We start from the raw sequence: 18,947 nt of genomic DNA, 5'->3' as shown, positions 1-18,947 counted from the left end.
AGGGAAAGGACATGTCTTTTTATTGGTGTATCGATGACAGATCCAAATGTAAGACGATTGTTAGAGATAGCGAAGAGAAAACAAAGTGATGTTGAGCAATCTAACCACTTTATAATATTGAAAAGAGATGTTTTTTCTGAAGAATCTGAAAATAGTAATATGACTAAATTTTCTAATGTATATCATGCTCTAAAAGAAGCGGAGTTTAAAGAATTGGGATTGAACGTAATATGGGTAAAAGAACATAATGAAATACCCGGTTTGCTGGATAGTTTGAGAACACAATAAAATATAGTGTTGTTGACTTTGTACACTATGGAGTTCCAACTTGAGAGGTGATCACAGGTTACTTATTTTATTTATAGAGATGATAAAATAATATAAAATTTTTATATAAAGCCGGTCTCTGATGAGGAGAACGGCTTTATATTATTATTTCGGTTGTCGATAATTCTCGCGATGCCATGTATTGATGCGGCTCACGATAAAGACGAGGAGGGCAAGGATCCACATGAAGAGCGTCTCTTCATAGAAGTGAGCCCACACCGAGCCGGGCGCATAGAACGTGTGAACGGTCACGTCGACCGGCCAGACGACGATACGGATGAAGAGTGTGCTCATGAGCAGGCCACTGAAAAGACTGAGTAGAATCCCTGGCCACGTCTGAATGATGAAGCCAATCACGACCGGTAAAAAGTAAAAGAGAATAGACGGAACGATCGTCGGCTCCCCGCGGATGAGTTCAGATACGAACTCGGTTCCAGTCGGCACAATGTAGGCCAGTCCCGTGAGGAACGCTTGGATGAACTCGATTCGCATGGCACGTGTACGCATCATGTATGGAGTTCCTCCCATTCCGCATAAAGTGCGGTGATGGATTCTTTCGCTGCGTCCGATTCGGTCGACAACTCCTGGGCACGGGCGAAGTCGTTGAAGACGTCCGGCTCACAAAGCAACTGTTCGATTTCGTCGAGGCGATTTTCATGTTGCTCGATTGCCAGCTCAATCTCTTCGATGCGCTGTTTGATGCGGCGCTCTTCCCGTTGTTGTTCCTTATCGGCACGCTGTTTTTTCACGACGACCTGCTTTGTCTCTTCACGGGCGAGTCGCGCGAGTTCTTCTAGTTCTTCTTTCTTCTCGACGTAGTACGAATAGTCACCGAGATACTCGTCGATGCCGTTCGGCGTGATTTCTAACACACGCGTCGCGAGACGGTCGATGAAGTAGCGGTCGTGCGAGACGAAGAGAATCGTACCTGGATAGTCGAGAAGGGCGTTCTCTAAGATCATCTTCGAGTCGAGGTCCAAGTGGTTCGTCGGCTCGTCCAAAATGAGGAGGTTCGGTTGCTCGAGCTTCAGCTTGGCCAACGTGAGACGTGCGCGTTCGCCGCCTGATAATTCATGGACACGCTTCATGACGTCATCGCCGCTGAAGAGGAACTGTCCGAGAAGACTCCGCACTTCTTGCTCGCGCATGAGTGGCCAGTCGTTCCAAATCTCGTCGATGACACGGTTCGCGTCCGACAAGTTCTGCTGCTCCTGATCGTAGTAGCCGATCTCGACGCCGGTCCCGTAGCGGATATCACCGGTAAGGGCGGCTTGTTGTTTCGTCAACACTTTGAGAAGTGTCGACTTCCCGACCCCGTTCGGACCGACGAGAGCGACGGATTCCCCGCGCTGTAGCTGGAAACGGAGATTTTGGGCAATCGGTTCTTCATACCCGATGGCGAGGTCACTCGCGCTCAACACATCGTTTCCGCTCTGTCGTTTGATGGAGAACGAGAGGACAGCACTGCGTTCGTCACCGTCCGGAGCATCGAGACGGTCGACTTTCTCCAGACGCTTTCGCACGCTTTGCGCCCGTTTCGTCGTCGTCGCCCGGGCGATGTTTCGCTGAATGAAGTCCTGCATCTTGGCAATCTCTTCTTGTTGCGACTCAAACTGCTTCTTCTCTTGTTCGTAGAGAGCAGCCTTCTGTTCGAGATACTTCGTGTAGTTCCCGACGAAGCGACGGCTCCGATGACGTGACAGCTCATAGACGACCGAGACGACGCGGTCGAGGAAGTATCGGTCGTGGGAGACGATGAGGACGGCACCTTTATAGCCGCTCAAGTACTTCTCTAGCCAGGCGAGCGTCTCGATGTCCAAATGGTTCGTCGGCTCGTCCAAGATGAGCAGGTCGGGACTTTGAAGGAGCATCTTCGCTAAGGCGAGACGTGTCCGTTGTCCACCAGAGAGCGTATCGATCCGACGTTCGAAGTCGTCCGGATAGAAGCGCATCCCGTGAAGGACCGAGCGGATGGTCGCTTCATACTGGTAACCGCCGCGCTCTTTGAACGTGTGCTGCTCTTCATCGTAAGAGGAGAGGAGGCGTTCGTACGAAGCGGCGTCATTTAGGATTCGTTCGGAGCCCATGTCAGCTTCCATGCGACGGAGCGTCTTCTCTTGCTCGATCAAGTCCGTGAAGACGGTGAGCATCTCGTTCCAAATCGTCTCGTCGGATTCGAGCCCTGAGTCTTGGGCGAGATAGCCGATGGTGACGTCTTTTGGTTTCATGATGTCCCCGGAGTCATAGTTGTATTCACCGGCGATGACTTTCAAAAGCGTCGACTTCCCGGCCCCGTTTCGGCCGACGAGGGCGACGCGTTCGCCTTCTTGGATTTCGAGTTTGACGTTTTCTAAAATCGGCTCGACGCCGAAGGATTTGGATAAGTTATTGACTTGCAGTAGGATCAAGTGAAAAAACCCCTTTCTCTCTATTTAGTATACTGTATTTTTCAGCGATTTTAGGTATATTCGTTGAGTGGTCATGTGAATTCGTTTACAATCAAGGTGTATGAAATTCAGATTCGTTTGTAACGTGTCGTAAAAAGGAGGCTCTTTCCGTTGAGTCAAAACGAACCAAAGATTCCACAAGCGACAGCCAAACGGTTGCCACTATACTATCGATTTATTCAAAGCCTGCACGCGTCAGGTAAACAACGTGTCTCTTCAGCAGAACTGAGTGAGGCGGTCAAGGTCGATTCGGCTACGATTCGCCGTGATTTCTCGTACTTCGGTGCGCTCGGTAAAAAGGGATATGGCTATAACGTGCAGTATCTGTTAGACTTTTTCCGAAAGACACTGAATCAGGACGAGATTACGAATGTCGCCTTGGTCGGGGTCGGTCACCTTGGGACGGCATTCGTCAACTATAACTTCCTTAAAAACAATAACACACATATCGTCGTCGGGTTCGACGCAGACGAGACAAAAGTCGGCACGACGATGTCAGGCGTCCCAATTCATCACGTCGATGAGATGGAACAAATTATGAAGCAAAACAAGATTGACGTCGCCATTTTGACGGTACCTTCTGCCTATGCGCAGTCCGTCGCAGACGACTTGGTCCGTTTCGGTATCAAGGGCATCTTGAACTTCACACCGGCACGACTTACCGTACCGGACACGGTTCGCGTCCATCACATCGATTTGTCGATTGAGCTGCAGTCACTCATTTACTTTATGCAACACTATCCAACCGCTGAGGGGGTCCATCAATAATGGAATTACTAGCATCATCACTCGTCGTCGGGATTCCGGGTGGGGCGAGTCTATTCATCATCGCCATCATCGCGCTCATCATCTTCGGACCGAAGAAATTACCGGAGTTTGGTCGCGCGGCCGGACAAACGCTTCGTGAGTTCAAAAATGCAACGAACGGCATGATGAACGAGCACGACGAGAACGACAAGAAAGCTATCGAAAAGAAAGAGCAGTAAGCCATGAATCATCAACCTGATCAAGAGCGGGAACTCACCGATCACTTGACAGAGCTGCGGAGACGACTGATGCTATCTGCATTTGTCGTCTTTGCCTTCTTTTTGATGGCTTTGCCGAGTGTCAAATATGTACTCGCGTACTTGCAAGAAGATCTCGTCGAACGCGGGCTCGAACTGAACGCCTTTGGGGTCGCGGACCCGCTCATGATTTACTTGAACTTGGCGCTCATCATCGGCCTGATTGCGGCGAGCCCATTCCTACTGTATCAAGTGTGGGCGTTTGTCGCACCCGGTCTGCATCCGAATGAACGGAAAGGTACCCTTGCCTATATCCCGATCATCTTCGGATTATTCTTGATCGGCCTTGCGTTCGCCTACTACTGGTTATTCCCGCTCGTCCTCGATATCTCGACGGACCTCGGGCAAGACCTTGGACTCGAACAAATCATCGGGGCGAACAATTACTTCACGTTCTTGTTGCAACTGACGATTCCGTTCGGTCTATTGTTCCAATTGCCGGTCGTGACGATGTTCTTGACCCGGATTGGTGTCGTGACACCATACTTCTTATCGAAGATTCGTAAGTATGCGTACTTCGCGCTATTCGTAGTCGCGGCATTCATCACACCACCGGATTTGACGTCGCACCTTATGGTGTCACTGCCACTCTTCTTCCTATATGAAATCAGTTTATCGATTTCACGCGTCGCCTACAAAGGGGTGTTGCGCCGGGAGAAAGAAGCGATGGTGCAAGAACAGATGGATTTAATGAAACAGATGAATGAGAAATAAGCATCGTTCCGTAAATGGGACGATGCTTTTTATATGCATTACACTGTAGTTCAACTGGTGTTCAAACTTTAGACACTTTTACGTGAAATAGTGAGCATAGTCGTTGAACCTTACATTGTGAAATAGTACACTAAGGTCAAGAAGTTAATGTGATGTTTATCACAATATAAAAAGAAACGTACTGTCTAACATAAAAGGAGAGACGACTCATATGAAAATCGCAGTCATCGGATGTACACACGCAGGAACAGCAGCAGTCGACGACTCATATGAAAATCGCAGTCATCGGATGTACACACGCAGGAACAGCAGCAGTCAAAGGTTTACTCGCCAAGCACGACAATCTCGACATCACCGTTTACGAGCGGAACGACAATGTCAGCTTCCTCTCGTGTGGGATTGCGCTCCACGTCGGTGGGGTCGTCCAACGTGCAGAAGAATTATTCTACTCCTCTCCACGTGAGCTTGAAGAGCTCGGAGCGACCATGCGCATGAAACATGATGTCTTGTCGATTGACGCCGAAGCAAAGACGGTCCACGCCAAAAATCTCGAGACGGGGGAAGACGTGCACGACACGTATGACCGCTTGATCGTAACGACGGGTTCATGGCCGATTGTCCCAACACTCCCAGGAATCGAAATGAATGGAATCGAACTCTGTAAAAACTATGCGCATGCCCAACGGATCATCGAGCGCGCGACAGATGCGACGAAGATTGCCGTCATCGGGGCAGGTTATATCGGAGTCGAACTCGTCGAGGCGTTCGAAGCATACGGGAAACATGTTACATTCATCGATAGTGCCGACCGCATCTTGAACAAATACCTCGACAAGTCGTTCACAGATCTATTAGAAGCGGACATGACTAGTCGGGGAATCGACCTCGAACTCGGTCAGACGGTCGAAGCGTTCCGTGGTACAGAAGGAAACGTCACACATGTCGTGACAGACAAAGGCGAATTCGAGGCGGACCTTGTCATCTTGTGCGTCGGATTCCGTCCGAATACAGGACTCCTCGAAGGGCAGGTCGATATGCTCGGGAACGGTGCGATCATCGTCGACGAATACATGCGCACGAGCAACCTGGACATCTTTGCGGCAGGGGACAGCTGTGCAGTCTACTACAACCCGGCACGCACACATGCCTACATCCCACTTGCAACGAACGCTGTCCGTATGGGGACGCTCGTCGCGGAAAATATGATGCAACCACGTGTCCGCTATCAAGGGACGCAAGGAACGTCAGGACTTCGACTCTATGACTGGAACATCGCGTCGTCTGGTTTGACAGAAGAAGCGGCAGCCCAATTCGGACTTGACGTAGAAAGTGTCATCATTGAGGATGCATATCGTCCGGAGTTCATGCCGACCGCAGAGAAAGTCGAATTCAAACTCGTCTATGAAAAAGAGACACATCGCATTGTCGGTGGACAAGTGTTGTCAAAAGCGGATTTGACACAAGCGGTCAACACGCTCTCCCTCGCTATCCAAAACGAGATGACGGTCGAAGAACTCGCATACGTCGATTTCTTCTTCCAACCGCATTACAACAAACCTTGGCACTTCTTGAACAGCGGAGCGCTTGAAGCGATGAAAGATAAAGTGAATGCCTAACAAAAAACGCGGAAGCTAACAGCTTTCGCGTTTTCTTATAGATAGCGAGGTGCATCTTTCATGGAATTCGTTAAAATCATATAAAGAAGGAAACTCCCAGGGAGGATCAAAAAGATGAGTCGAACTCCGATTGAAGAAATACCAAAGTATTCAGCAATCCCACCGCATACTCCAGACAGAGAGCGGTCCGTCGCGGACTTACGAAGTGCACGTTGCATAGCAAAGCTCCTTTTGAGTTGATATGTAAATTTTACCATATGAATGTATGAAAAAGCGCACCAATGCAATTGGCGCGCTACTGATTATTTCAAAATGTCGACGAGTTCATCAAGCACTTGGTTGGCAGAAAGGACGCCACCCGATGTGTTCCAGATGTCATCACTGACTTCTGTTACTTCGCCTGCTTTGACGGCATCGAGGTCTTTCCATAACTGGTTCGACTGCCATTCTTCGGCTGTTTTTGATCCGTCTGCTCCACCATATGTGAAGTAGACAATATGATCGCCAGCCATCTCTGGGATGCGTTCCATCGTGATTTCTTCAGCGAACTCGGTACGATCTTGCGAAGCTGGGCGTTTTACTCCGACATCTCCTAAGATGACACCCGAGAAGCTATCCGTGAAGTAAATGCGTGACGCACCAGGAAGGAAGCGGACGACCGAAAGTTCTTTGTTCACAGCGTCTCCGAGTTCAGACTTTGTGTCTTCGACATGCTGATCGTAAGCTGCCAACACTTCGTTCCCTTCTTCTTCAAGGTTGAGTGCGTTCGCATAAAGGGCGAAGTTTTCTTGCCAATCGCCTTTCAGTGTTTCTGACATGACTGTTGGCGCGATGGCGTTCAATTTGTCGTAGATGTTCTCTTGACGAAGTTTTGTTCCGATGATGAGATCTGGCTTAAGTTTCGCGATTGCCTCTAAGTTGACTTCACTTTCTGTCCCGACTTCCGTGACATCTGTCATTTCAGACTCGATGTGTGGGTACCACGGGTCACCGTTCCAAGATTTGACGGCCCCGACCGGTTTGATGTCAAGGGCGAGAAGGGCCTCTGTCCCTTCGTTCGTCAAGACGACGACACGTTCCGGATTTTCAGGCACATCTGCCGTTCCCATTGCGTGTTCGATTGAGCGAGTTGCCGTCTCTGAACTTGTATCGCTCTCTGTATTCTCTGACCCGCCGCAAGCAGCGAGTACGATGGTTAAGCAAAGCGTCAGTAACGTGAGCATCCATTTTTTCATGATAATTCTCCTCTATGTAAGTGATTTTTCCTACCTGACTATAAATGATAATGATTCTCACTGTCAACCCCTTTTTATGGAACGCAATATTTGCTATGGTAGGAAAGGAAAGAAGTGAGGACATGAAAAAACCTTGGATCAAACTACTTCTCTTGATCATTTGCTTACCAATTTTAAGCTATATCAGCTTGCGGGTCGGTGTCATCGCCGTCAGTCATGAAGATGTGATGATGTTTCAAGCAGACGGTTCATCACAAGCGATGATTGCGTTGGCAGACAATCGAATCCCACGTACAGTCGTTGCGCTACTCGTCGGGAGCGTACTCGGTCTCGCCGGTCTCATCTTTCAACTTGTGACGCGTAACCCGCTCGCATCTCCCGATATTTTGGCTGTGAACGCAGGTGCGAGCCTGGCCATCGTGCTCGTGACCCTTTTTGGGTTTAGCAGTATCGCCTCATTCACGACAGCTTCGCTCATCGGAGCATTTATCGCCGGTGTGATTGTGTATCTGCTAAGTGCGAATGGTGGGAACGTCATGTATATGACACTTGCGGGTGCATCGCTCGCTGCTCTATTCAGCTCATTCACTCAGTCGATTATCGCTTATGAGGAAGGAGCGCTCGATGAGGTACTGTTCTGGTTGACCGGGTCGGTCGCTGGACGTTCGCTCAGTCTTGTCGAGGTCTTATTGCCATGGATGATGGGGGCGGTCGTGCTCGTCCTGCTTCTCAGTAAAGAGCTTGAGACGTTATCGCTCGGAGATCAGGTCGCACGTTCGCTCGGACAAAATGTCGGTGTCATCAAGTTTCTCGCGGTGACGCTAGCTGTCGTGCTCTCCGCATTCGGGGTGGCGCTCGCAGGACCGATTGCATTTGTCGGCCTGCTCGCTCCCCATTTGGCGAAATATGTGTTCGGAACGGCCTTTTTCGCTCGTCTTGCAGGAAGTGCCCTGATCGGAAGCGTCCTGTTGCTTGCGGCCGATATTTTAGGACGAGTCATCTTGTTCCCACGCGAAGTGACGGTGGGCGTCGTGCTCGCGGTCGTCGGTGGGGCATTCTTCATCTATCTCGTCAGTGTCAGACAAGGAGTCTTTAAATCATGAAAACATATCGCTTTCGAAAAGGTCCCGTCTCATTCACGCTCCGAAAGCGTGAAATCGAGTTGGCCCTCCTACTGATCACAGGGTTACTCCTGTCAATCTATTTCGGGCTCGCAATCGGCGACACGTTCCTCAGCCCGGCTTCGCTCGTTGCTTTGTTCGTCGGAGCGGGGGATGCGTTCGAACAGCTCATCGTCTTCGAGTTTCGGATGCCACGCGTGTTGATGGCCGTGACTGCCGGTGCGAGTCTCGCCGTCAGTGGCCATTTGTTACAACTGACGATTAAAAATGAATTGGCCTCCCCAGAGATTTTCGGGATTGTCGGTGGCGCCGGAGTTGCGACAGCCACGTTTTTCACCGTCTTCACGGATGAGCGAACGAACCAACTGTCGGTCCCGCTCGCTTATATCCCGATTGCCTCGTTTCTAGGGGCAATCATTGTCGGCATGTTCCTCTTTTATTTATTGAAACGTGGAGTTCCACCCGTCCGTCTTGCCCTCGTCGGGATTGGTATCAGCATCTTCTCGCAAGGGATTGTTCAGTTCATGATGCTCGCCTCGAACGTCTATCGGAAGAACGATATCCAACAATGGCTTACCGGTACCGTCTACGCTGCGACGTGGAATCAATTGAAGATCATGGTGCCGTTCGTGCTCCTCTTTTTATTGGCGGCCTTTTTGATTGAACGTCACGTTCGCCCCCTTCATATCAGTGAGGCGACGGCGACGAGCATCGGCGTTCCGGTACGTGGGATTCAGCGTGGAACGCTATTGCTATCGTGTCTACTCGCCGGAATTGGTGTCGCTTTCGTCGGTGCGATCGGGTTTGTCGGCTTGATGGCACCTCATATCGCCCGTCAAGGATTGAAGCTCCCTTACGTCTGGGCGACGCTTCTCGTTGGGGCAACAATCGTGGTGTTGGCGGACGTACTCGCTAGGACTATTTTTTATCCGTACGAACTAAGGACTGGCGTGATGACGGCTGTCATCGGAGCGCCGTATTTCTTCTATTTACTTCGACGGATGATGAAAGGAAGCATGAGATGAACACATTTGATTTGAAACAAGTGACCATCGGATATGAACAAAAGACAGTGCTCGATCATTTATCGTTCTCCATTCCCCATGGAAAAATCACCGTTCTTCTCGGGGCGAACGGATGTGGGAAGTCAACCCTCCTCTCGACGCTCGCGAGACAGCGAGATGCATTAGGCGGGGAGATCGCATTTCGGGAAAAACCGCTTGATTCGTATCGCGCGAAAGAGGCGGCTCGACTCATGGCATTCATGCCGCAAGTGAACGTGGCGCCGGATGGATTGACCGTCGAACAACTCGTCCGCTTCGGTCGTTATCCGTATCAGACGTTCTTCAAACGATACTCGGAAGACGATGAACGTGCGGTTGAGCGGGCACTCGCCTTCACGGATACGGTGTCGCTCCGTGACACGCTCGTCAGCAACCTTTCCGGTGGACAAAAGCAACGGGTGTGGATCGCGTTGGCACTTGCCCAAGAGTCGGAGACGATCCTGCTCGATGAACCGACGACATACTTGGATATGTCGCACCAAATCGAGATTTTGGATTTAATGTATCGATTGAATCGGTTAGAAGGCAAAACCATCATCATGGTACTTCATGACCTCCATCTCGCTTGTCGCTATGCCGATCATGTCATCGCTCTCGCAGGTGGTAACGTGTATCGGGAAGGCAGTCCGAACGATGTCGTCGACGAGACGTTCATGAAAGACGTATTCGGTCTCAAGGTCGTCGTAACCGAAGACCCGCTATATGGAACACCGCTCTGTGTACCGTATTCGCACTACGAGTTGAATGAAAAACGACCGACCTGAACCTAGTCTACGGACTAGGTTTTTTTACGGAAAAGCAGGGAAAAAGAGTAGGGTAAGTGCTCGTCATGCTTTCTACCTTAAAGGAGGAATTTTTCATGGCTAAAAAGGAAAAACAACCGTATCACATCGTCACGTTCACGTTCCCAGAAGAGGCCATCTCGTATCAAGCGTTCAGTAAGCTGAAAAAGTACCATTCGGATGGGCTCGTCGGTTTTGAACAATTGGTCGTCATCAAGCGTGAAGAGAACGGGGCGTTCTCGTTTGAGGATGCGGCGCAGCTCGCACCCGTCAACAAGTCAACGAAAGGTGCGCTCATCGGGATGGCGGTTGGAATCCTCGGTGGACCGTTCGGAATTTTATTCGGAACACTCACAGGAGGTCTCATCGGCGGCACGAAAGACGTGAAGCATATGCAAGGTATTCAAGATACATTCAAACGGACGGTCGGTAACATCGAACCAGGTCAGACCGGCGTCATGGCCATAGGGGAAGAATTCGACCCATCGATTTTAGACGGGCTCGCAGAAGAGTATGGAGGAACGGTCACACGGACAGACGAGGAGTTGTGAGATATGAAACTCGGAATCTTAGGTGCCGGGAAAGTCGGGCGCACGCTCGGAGAGCAGTTCGAGCAAGCTGGCTATAAAGTGCTGTACGGGACACGGACAGAGCGGGAAGGGACGTTGACGTTACAAGAAGTCGCCTCAGCGAGCGATGTGCTTGCGTCGACCTGCTGCCGACACTTGATGGACTGAATGGGAAAGTGTTGATTGATGTGACAAATCCGATCGCCATCGAGTTTAACGAAGTCGAGCGACCGGACGGGGTGTCGGGTGCGGAGTATTTGCAGCGACTCGTTCCCGATACGAAAGTCGTCAAGGCGTTCAATCAGACGGGCGTCGAGAATTTAGGTAATCCGGATGGTTCTGTCATGTTTGTCGCAGGAAATGATGAAGAAGCGGTGCGACTTGTCGTCGAGCTATCGAACAAGATCGGCTTCGATACGCATCCGCTCCATGGGTTGAAGCTTGCCCGTGAACTAGAAGGGTTAGCGTGGCTATGGATTCATTATGCGGTGAAAGAACGGAAGACACGGGACTTCGCATTCTACTTAAAAGAACAGTGAAAAACGATCGGGGCGAGTAGCCTCGATCGTTTTTTGATTAGAATCCTGTATAGCGGTCAGAGCGTGTTTGCAGTAGCTCGATCGTCTCACGTTCGATTTGTTCGACTTCGCGCTGTTGCCAACCTGGCATGAGGAACGCATCGACGAGTGCCCAGATTCCTGTGATGATGGCACCGAAACCGAGCGTCAAGACGACGAGGAGGACCATCGCAATTCCTGACCCAATCTTTTTGAAATAAAAGCGATGTGCACCGAGTGCACCGAGGAAAAACCAAAGTAAGTACGCGACGAGTAAGCTGCGCTTGCGCTTCTCGACTTCGCTGTTGACGAGCTGCATTTCTTCCGTCGTCAAATCCATGCGTGACACATTCATCGGATTTCAACTCCCTATCCATAATTGTTATAATAAGTTCGGACTCTAGTATATCGGAAAATGGATTTGTTTCCATGATTTCCTAAAAAGAAAAGAGGTTTGCTATGCTTTTTCCGATTTTGACGTTCATCGTCGCGTTTGTTCACGTCGTCGGTGGGGCGATTGCACTGTATCAGTATCCACAATATAAACGAATGGCCATCAGCGCCATCGTACTCGGATTCGTCTACGGTGGGTTGACTGTGGCTGTGATCGGGTTATGAAGTGGGGGGCAAATGGACCACTTCGTTCGCGTCTTCATATGCAGAGTGGCTATCAGTTGGGGACATATCTATTTTTAGGTCTGATCATCTTTGATTTACTTTTAGGTGACGTTCCGAGAATCTCATTTGCGATGTATGCCTTGTTCTTTTACTTTTGGCAACGGGAGCGTGTAGAAAAAGAAGAGAAGGGGTTAGCCGAGAAGATGAAGCGGAAGTCGGATGAGTGGACCATCACACTTGTCGTCTTGCTTTGTTTAGTGGGCTATGTGGTCTCGCTCGGTTTACAAGATCCTTCTATTTCATTGCTCGAGCTGAGCATTTACGGCTTCTCGACAGTCTTTTGTATCCGGGCGTTGACATTGATTTATGCCATGCACCAAGAACAGCTCGATTAAAACCCATCCCTTCGCATGAGAAAGGATGGGTTTTATTTAGGAAGCCGCTCGTCGTAGGACGAGCTTTTCTTTTACATAAATTCCGCTAAAGACGAGGAAACAGCCGAAGCTGACCAACAGTCCGATATAGACGCTCATCATGAACGGTGTGAGAAGCGATCCGATCAAAATCGTCGAGCGCGATAAGAAGTCGGCACCGGCGAACGACGTCCCGGCAAATGCTGAGTACGCACCACGTCGGTCTTCTGGCATCATGTTCGCCTTCTCCGTGTTCAACACGGGTGAGTACAACAATTCCCCGAACGTGGCGATGAGCATGAAGCCGAGGAGGAGCATCATCGAATTCGCACTCGTGATGACCGCGTAGCCGATTGTGTACAACGCGAGCCCGCCGAGTAATGTGTATTTATTTGAGAAGCGTGAGGCGAGACGTTGAATGAAGAACGTCAACGCGACGACAATGAGCGTGTTCTCGATTTGGATCAAGCTCATCATCCGCACCCCATTGATCGTCCAGTCTTCGAACGAGAGCGGTTCAAATGAATCGGCGAGTCGGACGGCGACGTAACTGCCCATCGAGAACTGGAAGACGACTTTGACGAACGGGCGGTCACGCCAGGCGATTTGATAGCTTTGGAACACGTCGACGAAGACGAGCTTGAGCTTTTGTGAGGTCCACGTCTGTTTCGTGTCTTCAAGGAAAATGGCGTACGCAATCGGCAACATGCTTGACGTGAACGTCAAAATCCAAAACAGTAACAGCTGATTGCTGACATAGAGCCAGCCTCCGAGTGCCGTCCCAATCGTGATTGAGAGGTTGATCAACCAGTAATCGAGCGCGTATACGGCTTTTCGGTTCTCCGGCGTCGTCGCATCGATGATGATCGCGCTCATCGCCGGCCGACCGAGGTTATTTGTGACCGTGAAGATCGTATAGGCGATCATGAAGACGATCATCTGGTCGAACTGGAGACTGAGCGTCATGACGAGAAACATCGATGCTGTGAGGCTAGCCGTCAACACGAGGAGTCGTTTCCGTGAAAATTTATCAGCGAGGTATCCCCCGATTAACCCGATGACGTATCCGAGACAGACGAGCGAGACTAAGAAGACACCCGCAATCCATTCATTGAACGCTTTGACAAAGAGAAGTGCCATGAACGGCATGATGGCGAATGAGACTGAACGATTGAAAAATGATGTCACGAGTCGAACTTTAATTGGCTTAGGTATATCTTTCCATTTCATCTTGTCACCTTCCATTCTGTACCTGTATGATAAACAAGACAACGGATTTGAAAAATGGACGATATGGGGAAAAGATGTCCACTTTTAGGGGGATGCGACGTGGATGCATATTTATTTCGATTGTGGAAAGAGTGTCGGGACGGGGCGTACACGATTTCTGATATGGCGGAAGCCATCCATTTAAGCCCGAAACAGACGAAGCGTCATTTGGCAAGATGGCAAGAGGAAGGATGGCTCACGTATACGAGCGGACGCGGTCGCGGAAACTTGACGCGACTTGAATGGCTGCGACACGTGGAGCGCGACTTGGCAAAACAGCTGCTCGAACGCATGGAGAAAGAGTCGGTCGAAGCGGTGACGAGTCAGCTCGAATGGGACTGGTCGCATGCGCAGGCTGGGCGCTTCATGCGTCAGCTCGAGAAAAAGTTCGGTTACGTTCAAACATCGAGCGATGCGCTCATCATTCCGCGCCGTCGTCACTTTTTAACGACACATCCGCTTGAGGCGGCTGACATCCATAGCGCCCACCTCGTCCAAAACGTATTCAATCGTCTCTTCATGATTGATGCGTCCGGAGAGGTCACAGGAGAGCTTGCCCATCATTACGAATGGCAGGAAAGTACGCTCGTCTTGTTTCTTCGGAAAGGCGTCCGTTTTCATGACGGGTCGCTCATGACGAGTAAAGACGTGACGAAGAGTTTACGCACACTCGTTCAGTCGGATGTGTATCGCTATATGTACCGGCACGTCCGGCACATCGCATCGAACGGCACGTATCGCGTCGATGTCACGCTCGACCGGCGCCGAAATTCCTACATCCCGAAACTGTCGATGATTCATACGAGCATCGCGAAAGGGAGTGTCGGGACGGGTCCGTTTCAATTGGATCGCCACGACAAGGAGAAGACGGTCCTTCTCGCTTTCGAGAACTATTTTGGAGTCCGAGCGCTCTTAGATCGTGTCGAGTTCATCAAAGTGCCGGACGGATATGACCCGACGTATCGAATCTCGTCGCGGGATTCCAAGGAGACCGGACTGATCTCGACACCGTCCGGGTTCGGACTTGTCATCTTAAACAGTCATCCGCATAGTGTGTTCGCGAATGAAGAGGCGAGGCATTATATGCATCGCTTGATTGCGGAGATTCGTCCGGAAATCGGGACGTTGAATGAGCGAAGAACACCGAACGACCGAGGTTTTCTCGGTTCGCTGAGTGAGACGTATGATGTTCCAAAAGGGGTACCCGTCACGTTCGACCGTCCGATACGAATCAAACAGACGGACTATACGAACGATACGACCGACTGGATTGCCGAGATGTTGACGCGTCATGGGATTGCCTATGAGTTCGTGCCCATCAGCTTCAAAGATTCGATTCACGACAAAACGTATTATGAATATGTCGACCTGGTCGTTCACGGGGAAGTGTTCGAGCGGAACGTGACGCTCGGGTTCGAACAATTTATGTCGAACGAGTACTCGCCGCCGCATAAGGTGCTCCCTTACATGGAGGGGATAGCGGAACGGATCGAACAGTATGACGAGTTACCGTTTGAGGACTGGTTGCCCCTGCACCGCGAGATTGAGCGTGAGTTGAAAGAGAAGTCGTACTTCATCCCGCTCTATAACGAGGAGCGGACGATTCCGTTCCCAGTCGAGCTGAAAGACGTCTGTGTCGACTTGTTCGGTTATTTTGATTTTGCAAAACTATGGATTCCGTCGTAAGGAGGGGTATGGTGCGTAAGAAGTTACTCATTGGGTTCATGATCTTTTTTGTAGGACTGTTTTTATTCGCGCTATGGGATGGTGAATTCGTCGCCTTATCAATCACAGGCCTAGGGTTTGCGATTTATGGTTATCGACACGAAGAGATTGAAAAGCTTGAGGAAAAGGTGACGAAGAGAATCATGAGACAAGTCGATGCGACACTCATGAGCATCACAATCTATGGATTGTTGGTCATTAGCATTATCATCAATTTCTTCTTGGATGAACCACAAATCTCATTGATTGATGTCATTTATGTCGCATTAGGTGTGTTGTTCGGTCTGCGTGGACTGCTCATTCGGAGTGTCTATCAAGAAGAAATACAGAATCAATCGAAAGTTACAATCATAAGAAAAACCCCGAGCTCGTAAGACTCGGGGATTTCGTTATGCGGATTTGTCCGTGCCTTCTTTTTTGACTTTTCGGGCGAGTGCCAAGATTTGATACACTTTGAAAAAGTCGTAAGCGGCGACGGCGATGATAAAGTACGTCCAGAAGCTGAAGCCGTACTCTTGTACCGAGAAGTACGCGAGGACGGTGAACAACACACCGAACGAGAGACTGAAGAGCATCATCACTTTTAATTGTCGCGGCATAACTGCCACCTCATTTCTACATTAAAAATAGTACGAGCATCACGAGCGCGTTGTTGAACGCGTGGATGGCGATTGGCACGATTAATCGTCTCGTCTTCGCATACGCGTATGAGAACGCGAAGCTCATCGCGATATACACGAGAAACCGATTGTCTTGGTGGATGAGCGCGAATAGGATCGAACTGACCCCAAAAGCAATCCAGAACCCGAAGCGAGCGTTCAAGTTTCCGAACAAAATATGACGGAAGAGAATCTCTTCAATAATCGGTCCGAGCAAGACGACCGGCAAAATCATGAGTGGAATGACTTCCACCATCTCGGCAATATTTTGTGTGTTCATCGACTCGACCAGTTCACCAGAGATGGCCGTCTCAATCAAGTTCGCCACGATGACGAGACCATATTGCATCAAAATCCCGAGTCCGATCCATTTGACCGTGTCGTTCAAGTTCGACTGAATGCCTTGCGCCTTGTATTGTTTCAAGTCCGGCCAGATGAGTAAGATTGATAATACGATGGTCACACCGAATCCGATGGCGAGCCAGAGCCCGACGAACGTCTCTGTTAACCATTCCGGTCGCACTTCGCTAATCACGAGCGGGAACAGTTGGACGAACGCATATAGTAAAATCGGGGTGAGGTGCCGGAGACGAATGTTAGGCGCCATCGAAAAACGGGTATTTATCGATTGGTTTGAGTTTAATGTAGCCAATTCAACACGTCCTTAATCATAAGAATGAACCTACCTTTTTCTCATTGTAACAAATAAGTTCTCTTGACCGCGAGTAGGAGCATTTTTTGATGTTCCCCACTTGATTTTTTAATCATCCCATACTACACTTATCAATGTTAGCACTCCTTTTAACTGAGTGCTAAAACCTTACGATACACATTACATCATTCATATTCGGAGGAGGGTTTTTCCATGTTAAAACCACTAGGCGATCGTGTCATCATCGAAGTCGTGGAGAAAGAAGAAAAGACGATCGGGGGCATCGTGCTTCCTGATACGGCGAAAGAAAAGCCGCAACAAGGGAAAGTCATCGCAGTCGGAACGGGCCGCGTGACAGACCAAGGCGAGCGCATCGCTCTCGACGTGAAAGAAAATGATTTGGTCATCTACTCGAAGTACGCAGGTACCGAAGTGAAGCATGATGGAAAAGAGTACTTAATCGTTCGCGAGAGCGACATTCTCGCAATCGTAGGCTAATCACCATTATTCAAAAACTTTTTTAGGGGGAAATGAACGATGGCAAAAGATATCAAATTCTCAGAAGATGCACGTCACGCGATGCTTCGCGGCGTCGACGCACTCGCTGACGCAGTCAAAGTAACGATCGGACCAAAAGGACGTAACGTCGTCCTCGAGAAAAAATTCGGTTCACCACTCATCACGAACGATGGTGTGACAATCGCGAAAGAAATCGAACTCGAAGACCGCTTCGAAAACATGGGCGCGAAACTCGTTGCTGAAGTCGCGTCGAAGACGAACGAAGTCGCAGGGGACGGTACGACAACAGCGACAGTCCTCGCACAAGCGATGATTCGTGAAGGGCTCAAGAACGTCACAGCGGGCGCAAACCCGATGATCCTTCGTAAAGGAATCGACAAAGCGGTTCGTCGTGCACTCGAAGAATTGAAATTGATTTCAAAACCAATCGAGTCAAAAGAAGCGATCGCACAAGTTGCAGCCATCTCGGCAGCGGACGAAGAAGTAGGCGAATTGATCGCAGAAGCGATGGAGCGCGTCGGGAACGACGGTGTCATCACAATCGAAGAATCACGCGGCTTCACGACAGAACTCGACGTCGTCGAAGGGATGCAGTTCGACCGTGGATACTTGTCACCATACATGATCTCAGACTCTGACAAGATGGAAGCGTCACTCGACAACCCGTACATCTTGATCACAGACAAGAAGATCTCGAACATTCAAGAGATCATCCCGGTGCTCGAGCAAGTCGTGCAACAAGGGAAGCCGATCTTGATTGTCGCAGAAGATATCGAAGGCGATGCCCTCGCGACACTCGTCTTGAACAAACTCCGTGGTACGTTCAACGCGGTAGCCGTCAAAGCACCAGGATTCGGTGACCGTCGTAAAGCGATGCTTGAAGACCTTGCGACACTCACAGGTGGTCAAGTCATCACAGAAGACCTCGGTCTCGATCTTAAATCAGCATCACTTGACATGCTCGGTCGCGCATCGAAAGTCGTCGTCACAAAAGACACAACGACTGTCGTCGAAGGTGCAGGGAACGAAGAAACAATCAAAGCACGCGTTCAAACGATTCGTAACCAAATCGAAGAGACAACGTCTGACTTCGACCGTGAAAAACTCCAAGAGCGTCTCGCGAAACTCGCAGGTGGCGTAGCCGTTGTTAAAGTCGGTGCAGCTACGGAGACAGAGCTCAAAGAGCGTAAACTCCGCATCGAAGACGCACTCAACGCGACACGTGCAGCAGTTGAAGAAGGAATTGTTGCGGGTGGTGGTACATCACTCATCAACGTCATCCCAGCAGTTCGTGCGTTGCTTGCAGAAGTGACAGCGGATGAAGCAACTGGTGTGAAACTTGTCCTTCGTGCCCTCGAAGCACCGGTCCGTCAAATCGCGGAAAACGCGGGTGAAGAAGGTTCGGTCATCGTCGAGAAACTCAAGAACGAGTCAGTCGGTGTCGGGTACAACGCGGCAACTGGCGAATACGTCGACATGATTGCACATGGGATCGTCGACCCGGCGAAAGTGACGCGTTCTGCTCTTCAAAACGCAGCATCTGTTTCAGCGATGTTCCTCACAACAGAGGCCGTCATCGCAGACAAGCCAGAAAAA

At 50.0% G+C, this 18,947-nt stretch carries 25 protein-coding genes; 17 read left to right on the top strand and 8 right to left on the bottom strand.

Going from position 1 to position 18,947, the window contains the following annotated elements; all coding sequences use genetic code 11:
• On the top strand, positions 1–288 hold a 288-nt coding region (locus tag ON063_RS11760), incomplete at its 5' end, for an SIR2 family protein (RefSeq protein WP_274665265.1).
• A gap of 144 nt (positions 289–432) precedes the next feature.
• On the opposite strand, the gene ON063_RS11755 is transcribed toward ON063_RS11760, so the two are convergent.
• On the bottom strand, positions 433–837 hold the full coding sequence (locus ON063_RS11755) for a hypothetical protein (RefSeq protein WP_274665264.1): 405 nt from the start codon (positions 835–837) through the stop codon (positions 433–435).
• On the bottom strand, positions 834–2,735 hold the full coding sequence (locus tag ON063_RS11750; RefSeq protein WP_274665263.1) for an ABC-F family ATP-binding cassette domain-containing protein: 1,902 nt from the start codon (positions 2,733–2,735) through the stop codon (positions 834–836). Before ON063_RS11750 ends, ON063_RS11755 begins: the two co-directional genes overlap by 4 nt.
• Positions 2,736–2,885: 150 nt before the next feature.
• Here ON063_RS11750 and ON063_RS11745 point away from each other — a divergent pair, with 150 nt between their 5' ends.
• From ON063_RS11745 to ON063_RS11730, 4 genes are all read left to right on the top strand, one after another.
• Positions 2,886–3,542 carry a redox-sensing transcriptional repressor Rex gene (locus tag ON063_RS11745; protein WP_015880579.1) on the top strand — a complete coding sequence of 219 codons (657 nt, stop codon included), beginning with the start codon at positions 2,886–2,888 and terminating at the stop codon, positions 3,540–3,542.
• Positions 3,542–3,760 carry a twin-arginine translocase TatA/TatE family subunit gene (gene tatA / locus ON063_RS11740; protein ID WP_034770678.1) on the top strand — a complete coding sequence of 73 codons (219 nt, stop codon included), beginning with the start codon at positions 3,542–3,544 and terminating at the stop codon, positions 3,758–3,760. Before ON063_RS11745 ends, tatA begins: the two co-directional genes overlap by 1 nt.
• Before the next feature lie 3 nt (positions 3,761–3,763).
• Positions 3,764–4,552 (top strand): twin-arginine translocase subunit TatC, encoded by a 789-nt coding sequence (gene tatC, locus ON063_RS11735; protein WP_214742996.1) that lies wholly within the window; start codon positions 3,764–3,766, stop codon positions 4,550–4,552.
• 269 nt (positions 4,553–4,821) lie between these two features.
• Entirely contained in the window at positions 4,822–6,168 is a 1,347-nt protein-coding gene (locus tag ON063_RS11730) for an FAD-dependent oxidoreductase (protein WP_274665262.1), read from the top strand.
• A gap of 35 nt (positions 6,169–6,203) precedes the next feature.
• Here the strand turns inward: ON063_RS11730 and ON063_RS11725 are convergent, their stop codons facing one another.
• On the bottom strand, positions 6,204–6,386 hold the full coding sequence (locus ON063_RS11725) for a PspC domain-containing protein (protein ID WP_274665261.1): 183 nt from the start codon (positions 6,384–6,386) through the stop codon (positions 6,204–6,206).
• 84 nt (positions 6,387–6,470) lie between these two features.
• Entirely contained in the window at positions 6,471–7,403 is a 933-nt protein-coding gene (locus ON063_RS11720; protein WP_274665260.1) for an ABC transporter substrate-binding protein, read from the bottom strand.
• Between the two features lie 122 nt (positions 7,404–7,525).
• On the opposite strand from ON063_RS11720, the gene ON063_RS11715 reads away from it, so the two are divergent.
• From ON063_RS11715 to ON063_RS11690, 6 genes are all read left to right on the top strand, one after another.
• A complete protein-coding gene (locus tag ON063_RS11715) occupies positions 7,526–8,506 on the top strand; it encodes a FecCD family ABC transporter permease (protein ID WP_274665259.1) in 981 nt (326 codons plus the stop codon).
• Positions 8,503–9,549: a FecCD family ABC transporter permease gene (locus ON063_RS11710; protein ID WP_274665258.1), complete on the top strand. Its 1,047-nt coding sequence runs from the start codon at positions 8,503–8,505 to the stop codon at positions 9,547–9,549. The genes ON063_RS11715 and ON063_RS11710 overlap by 4 nt, the downstream gene beginning before the upstream one ends.
• On the top strand, positions 9,546–10,352 hold the full coding sequence (locus tag ON063_RS11705) for an ABC transporter ATP-binding protein (protein ID WP_274665257.1): 807 nt from the start codon (positions 9,546–9,548) through the stop codon (positions 10,350–10,352). Before ON063_RS11710 ends, ON063_RS11705 begins: the two co-directional genes overlap by 4 nt.
• A gap of 95 nt (positions 10,353–10,447) precedes the next feature.
• Positions 10,448–10,921, top strand: coding sequence for a hypothetical protein (locus ON063_RS11700; RefSeq protein WP_214697041.1), 474 nt, complete (start codon positions 10,448–10,450; stop codon positions 10,919–10,921).
• 3 nt (positions 10,922–10,924) lie between these two features.
• Positions 10,925–11,107, top strand: a complete 183-nt coding sequence (locus ON063_RS11695) for an NAD(P)-dependent oxidoreductase (protein ID WP_274665256.1) — start codon at positions 10,925–10,927, stop codon at positions 11,105–11,107.
• An 11-nt stretch (positions 11,108–11,118) separates the two neighbouring features.
• The gene (locus ON063_RS11690; RefSeq protein ID WP_274665255.1) at positions 11,119–11,478 is read left to right on the top strand and encodes an NADPH-dependent F420 reductase; all 360 of its coding nucleotides are present in this window, start codon (positions 11,119–11,121) and stop codon (positions 11,476–11,478) included.
• 37 nt (positions 11,479–11,515) lie between these two features.
• Here the strand turns inward: ON063_RS11690 and ON063_RS11685 are convergent, their stop codons facing one another.
• Positions 11,516–11,851 (bottom strand): TM2 domain-containing protein, encoded by a 336-nt coding sequence (locus ON063_RS11685; protein WP_214697039.1) that lies wholly within the window; start codon positions 11,849–11,851, stop codon positions 11,516–11,518.
• Positions 11,852–11,955: 104 nt separating this feature from the next.
• Here ON063_RS11685 and ON063_RS11680 point away from each other — a divergent pair, with 104 nt between their 5' ends.
• Both ON063_RS11680 and ON063_RS11675 read left to right on the top strand, forming a co-directional pair.
• Complete coding sequence (locus tag ON063_RS11680) at positions 11,956–12,114, top strand: hypothetical protein (protein WP_015880595.1); 159 nt, start codon at positions 11,956–11,958, stop codon at positions 12,112–12,114.
• Positions 12,111–12,509 carry a hypothetical protein gene (locus tag ON063_RS11675; protein ID WP_274665254.1) on the top strand — a complete coding sequence of 133 codons (399 nt, stop codon included), beginning with the start codon at positions 12,111–12,113 and terminating at the stop codon, positions 12,507–12,509. Before ON063_RS11680 ends, ON063_RS11675 begins: the two co-directional genes overlap by 4 nt.
• Before the next feature lie 36 nt (positions 12,510–12,545).
• Here ON063_RS11675 and ON063_RS11670 read toward each other — a convergent pair whose 3' ends face one another.
• Positions 12,546–13,757, bottom strand: coding sequence for an MDR family MFS transporter (locus ON063_RS11670; RefSeq protein WP_274665253.1), 1,212 nt, complete (start codon positions 13,755–13,757; stop codon positions 12,546–12,548).
• 99 nt (positions 13,758–13,856) lie between these two features.
• Between ON063_RS11670 and ON063_RS11665 the strand changes: the two genes are divergently transcribed.
• Positions 13,857–15,482 (top strand): ABC transporter substrate-binding protein, encoded by a 1,626-nt coding sequence (locus ON063_RS11665; protein WP_274665252.1) that lies wholly within the window; start codon positions 13,857–13,859, stop codon positions 15,480–15,482.
• A gap of 11 nt (positions 15,483–15,493) precedes the next feature.
• Positions 15,494–15,895 (top strand): hypothetical protein, encoded by a 402-nt coding sequence (locus ON063_RS11660; protein ID WP_274665251.1) that lies wholly within the window; start codon positions 15,494–15,496, stop codon positions 15,893–15,895.
• A 15-nt stretch (positions 15,896–15,910) separates the two neighbouring features.
• On the opposite strand, the gene ON063_RS11655 is transcribed toward ON063_RS11660, so the two are convergent.
• Both ON063_RS11655 and ON063_RS11650 read right to left on the bottom strand, forming a co-directional pair.
• A complete protein-coding gene (locus tag ON063_RS11655; protein ID WP_015880600.1) occupies positions 15,911–16,120 on the bottom strand; it encodes a YdiK family protein in 210 nt (69 codons plus the stop codon).
• Between the two features lie 16 nt (positions 16,121–16,136).
• On the bottom strand, positions 16,137–16,832 hold the full coding sequence (locus ON063_RS11650; RefSeq protein ID WP_084156048.1) for a CPBP family intramembrane glutamic endopeptidase: 696 nt from the start codon (positions 16,830–16,832) through the stop codon (positions 16,137–16,139).
• Positions 16,833–17,045: 213 nt separating this feature from the next.
• On the opposite strand from ON063_RS11650, the gene groES reads away from it, so the two are divergent.
• On the top strand, positions 17,046–17,330 hold the full coding sequence (groES, locus tag ON063_RS11645; RefSeq protein ID WP_074032569.1) for a co-chaperone GroES: 285 nt from the start codon (positions 17,046–17,048) through the stop codon (positions 17,328–17,330).
• Positions 17,331–17,369: 39 nt separating this feature from the next.
• On the top strand, positions 17,370–18,947 hold a 1,578-nt coding region (gene groL, locus ON063_RS11640; protein ID WP_274665250.1), incomplete at its 3' end, for a chaperonin GroEL.

The sequence above is a fragment of the Exiguobacterium sp. B2(2022) genome (genome assembly GCF_028823655.1).
Lineage (GTDB): Bacteria > Bacillota > Bacilli > Exiguobacteriales > Exiguobacteriaceae > Exiguobacterium > Exiguobacterium aestuarii_A.
Note: the sequence above shows the minus strand (reverse complement) of the source record. Positions and strands in the feature narration are given on the sequence as shown.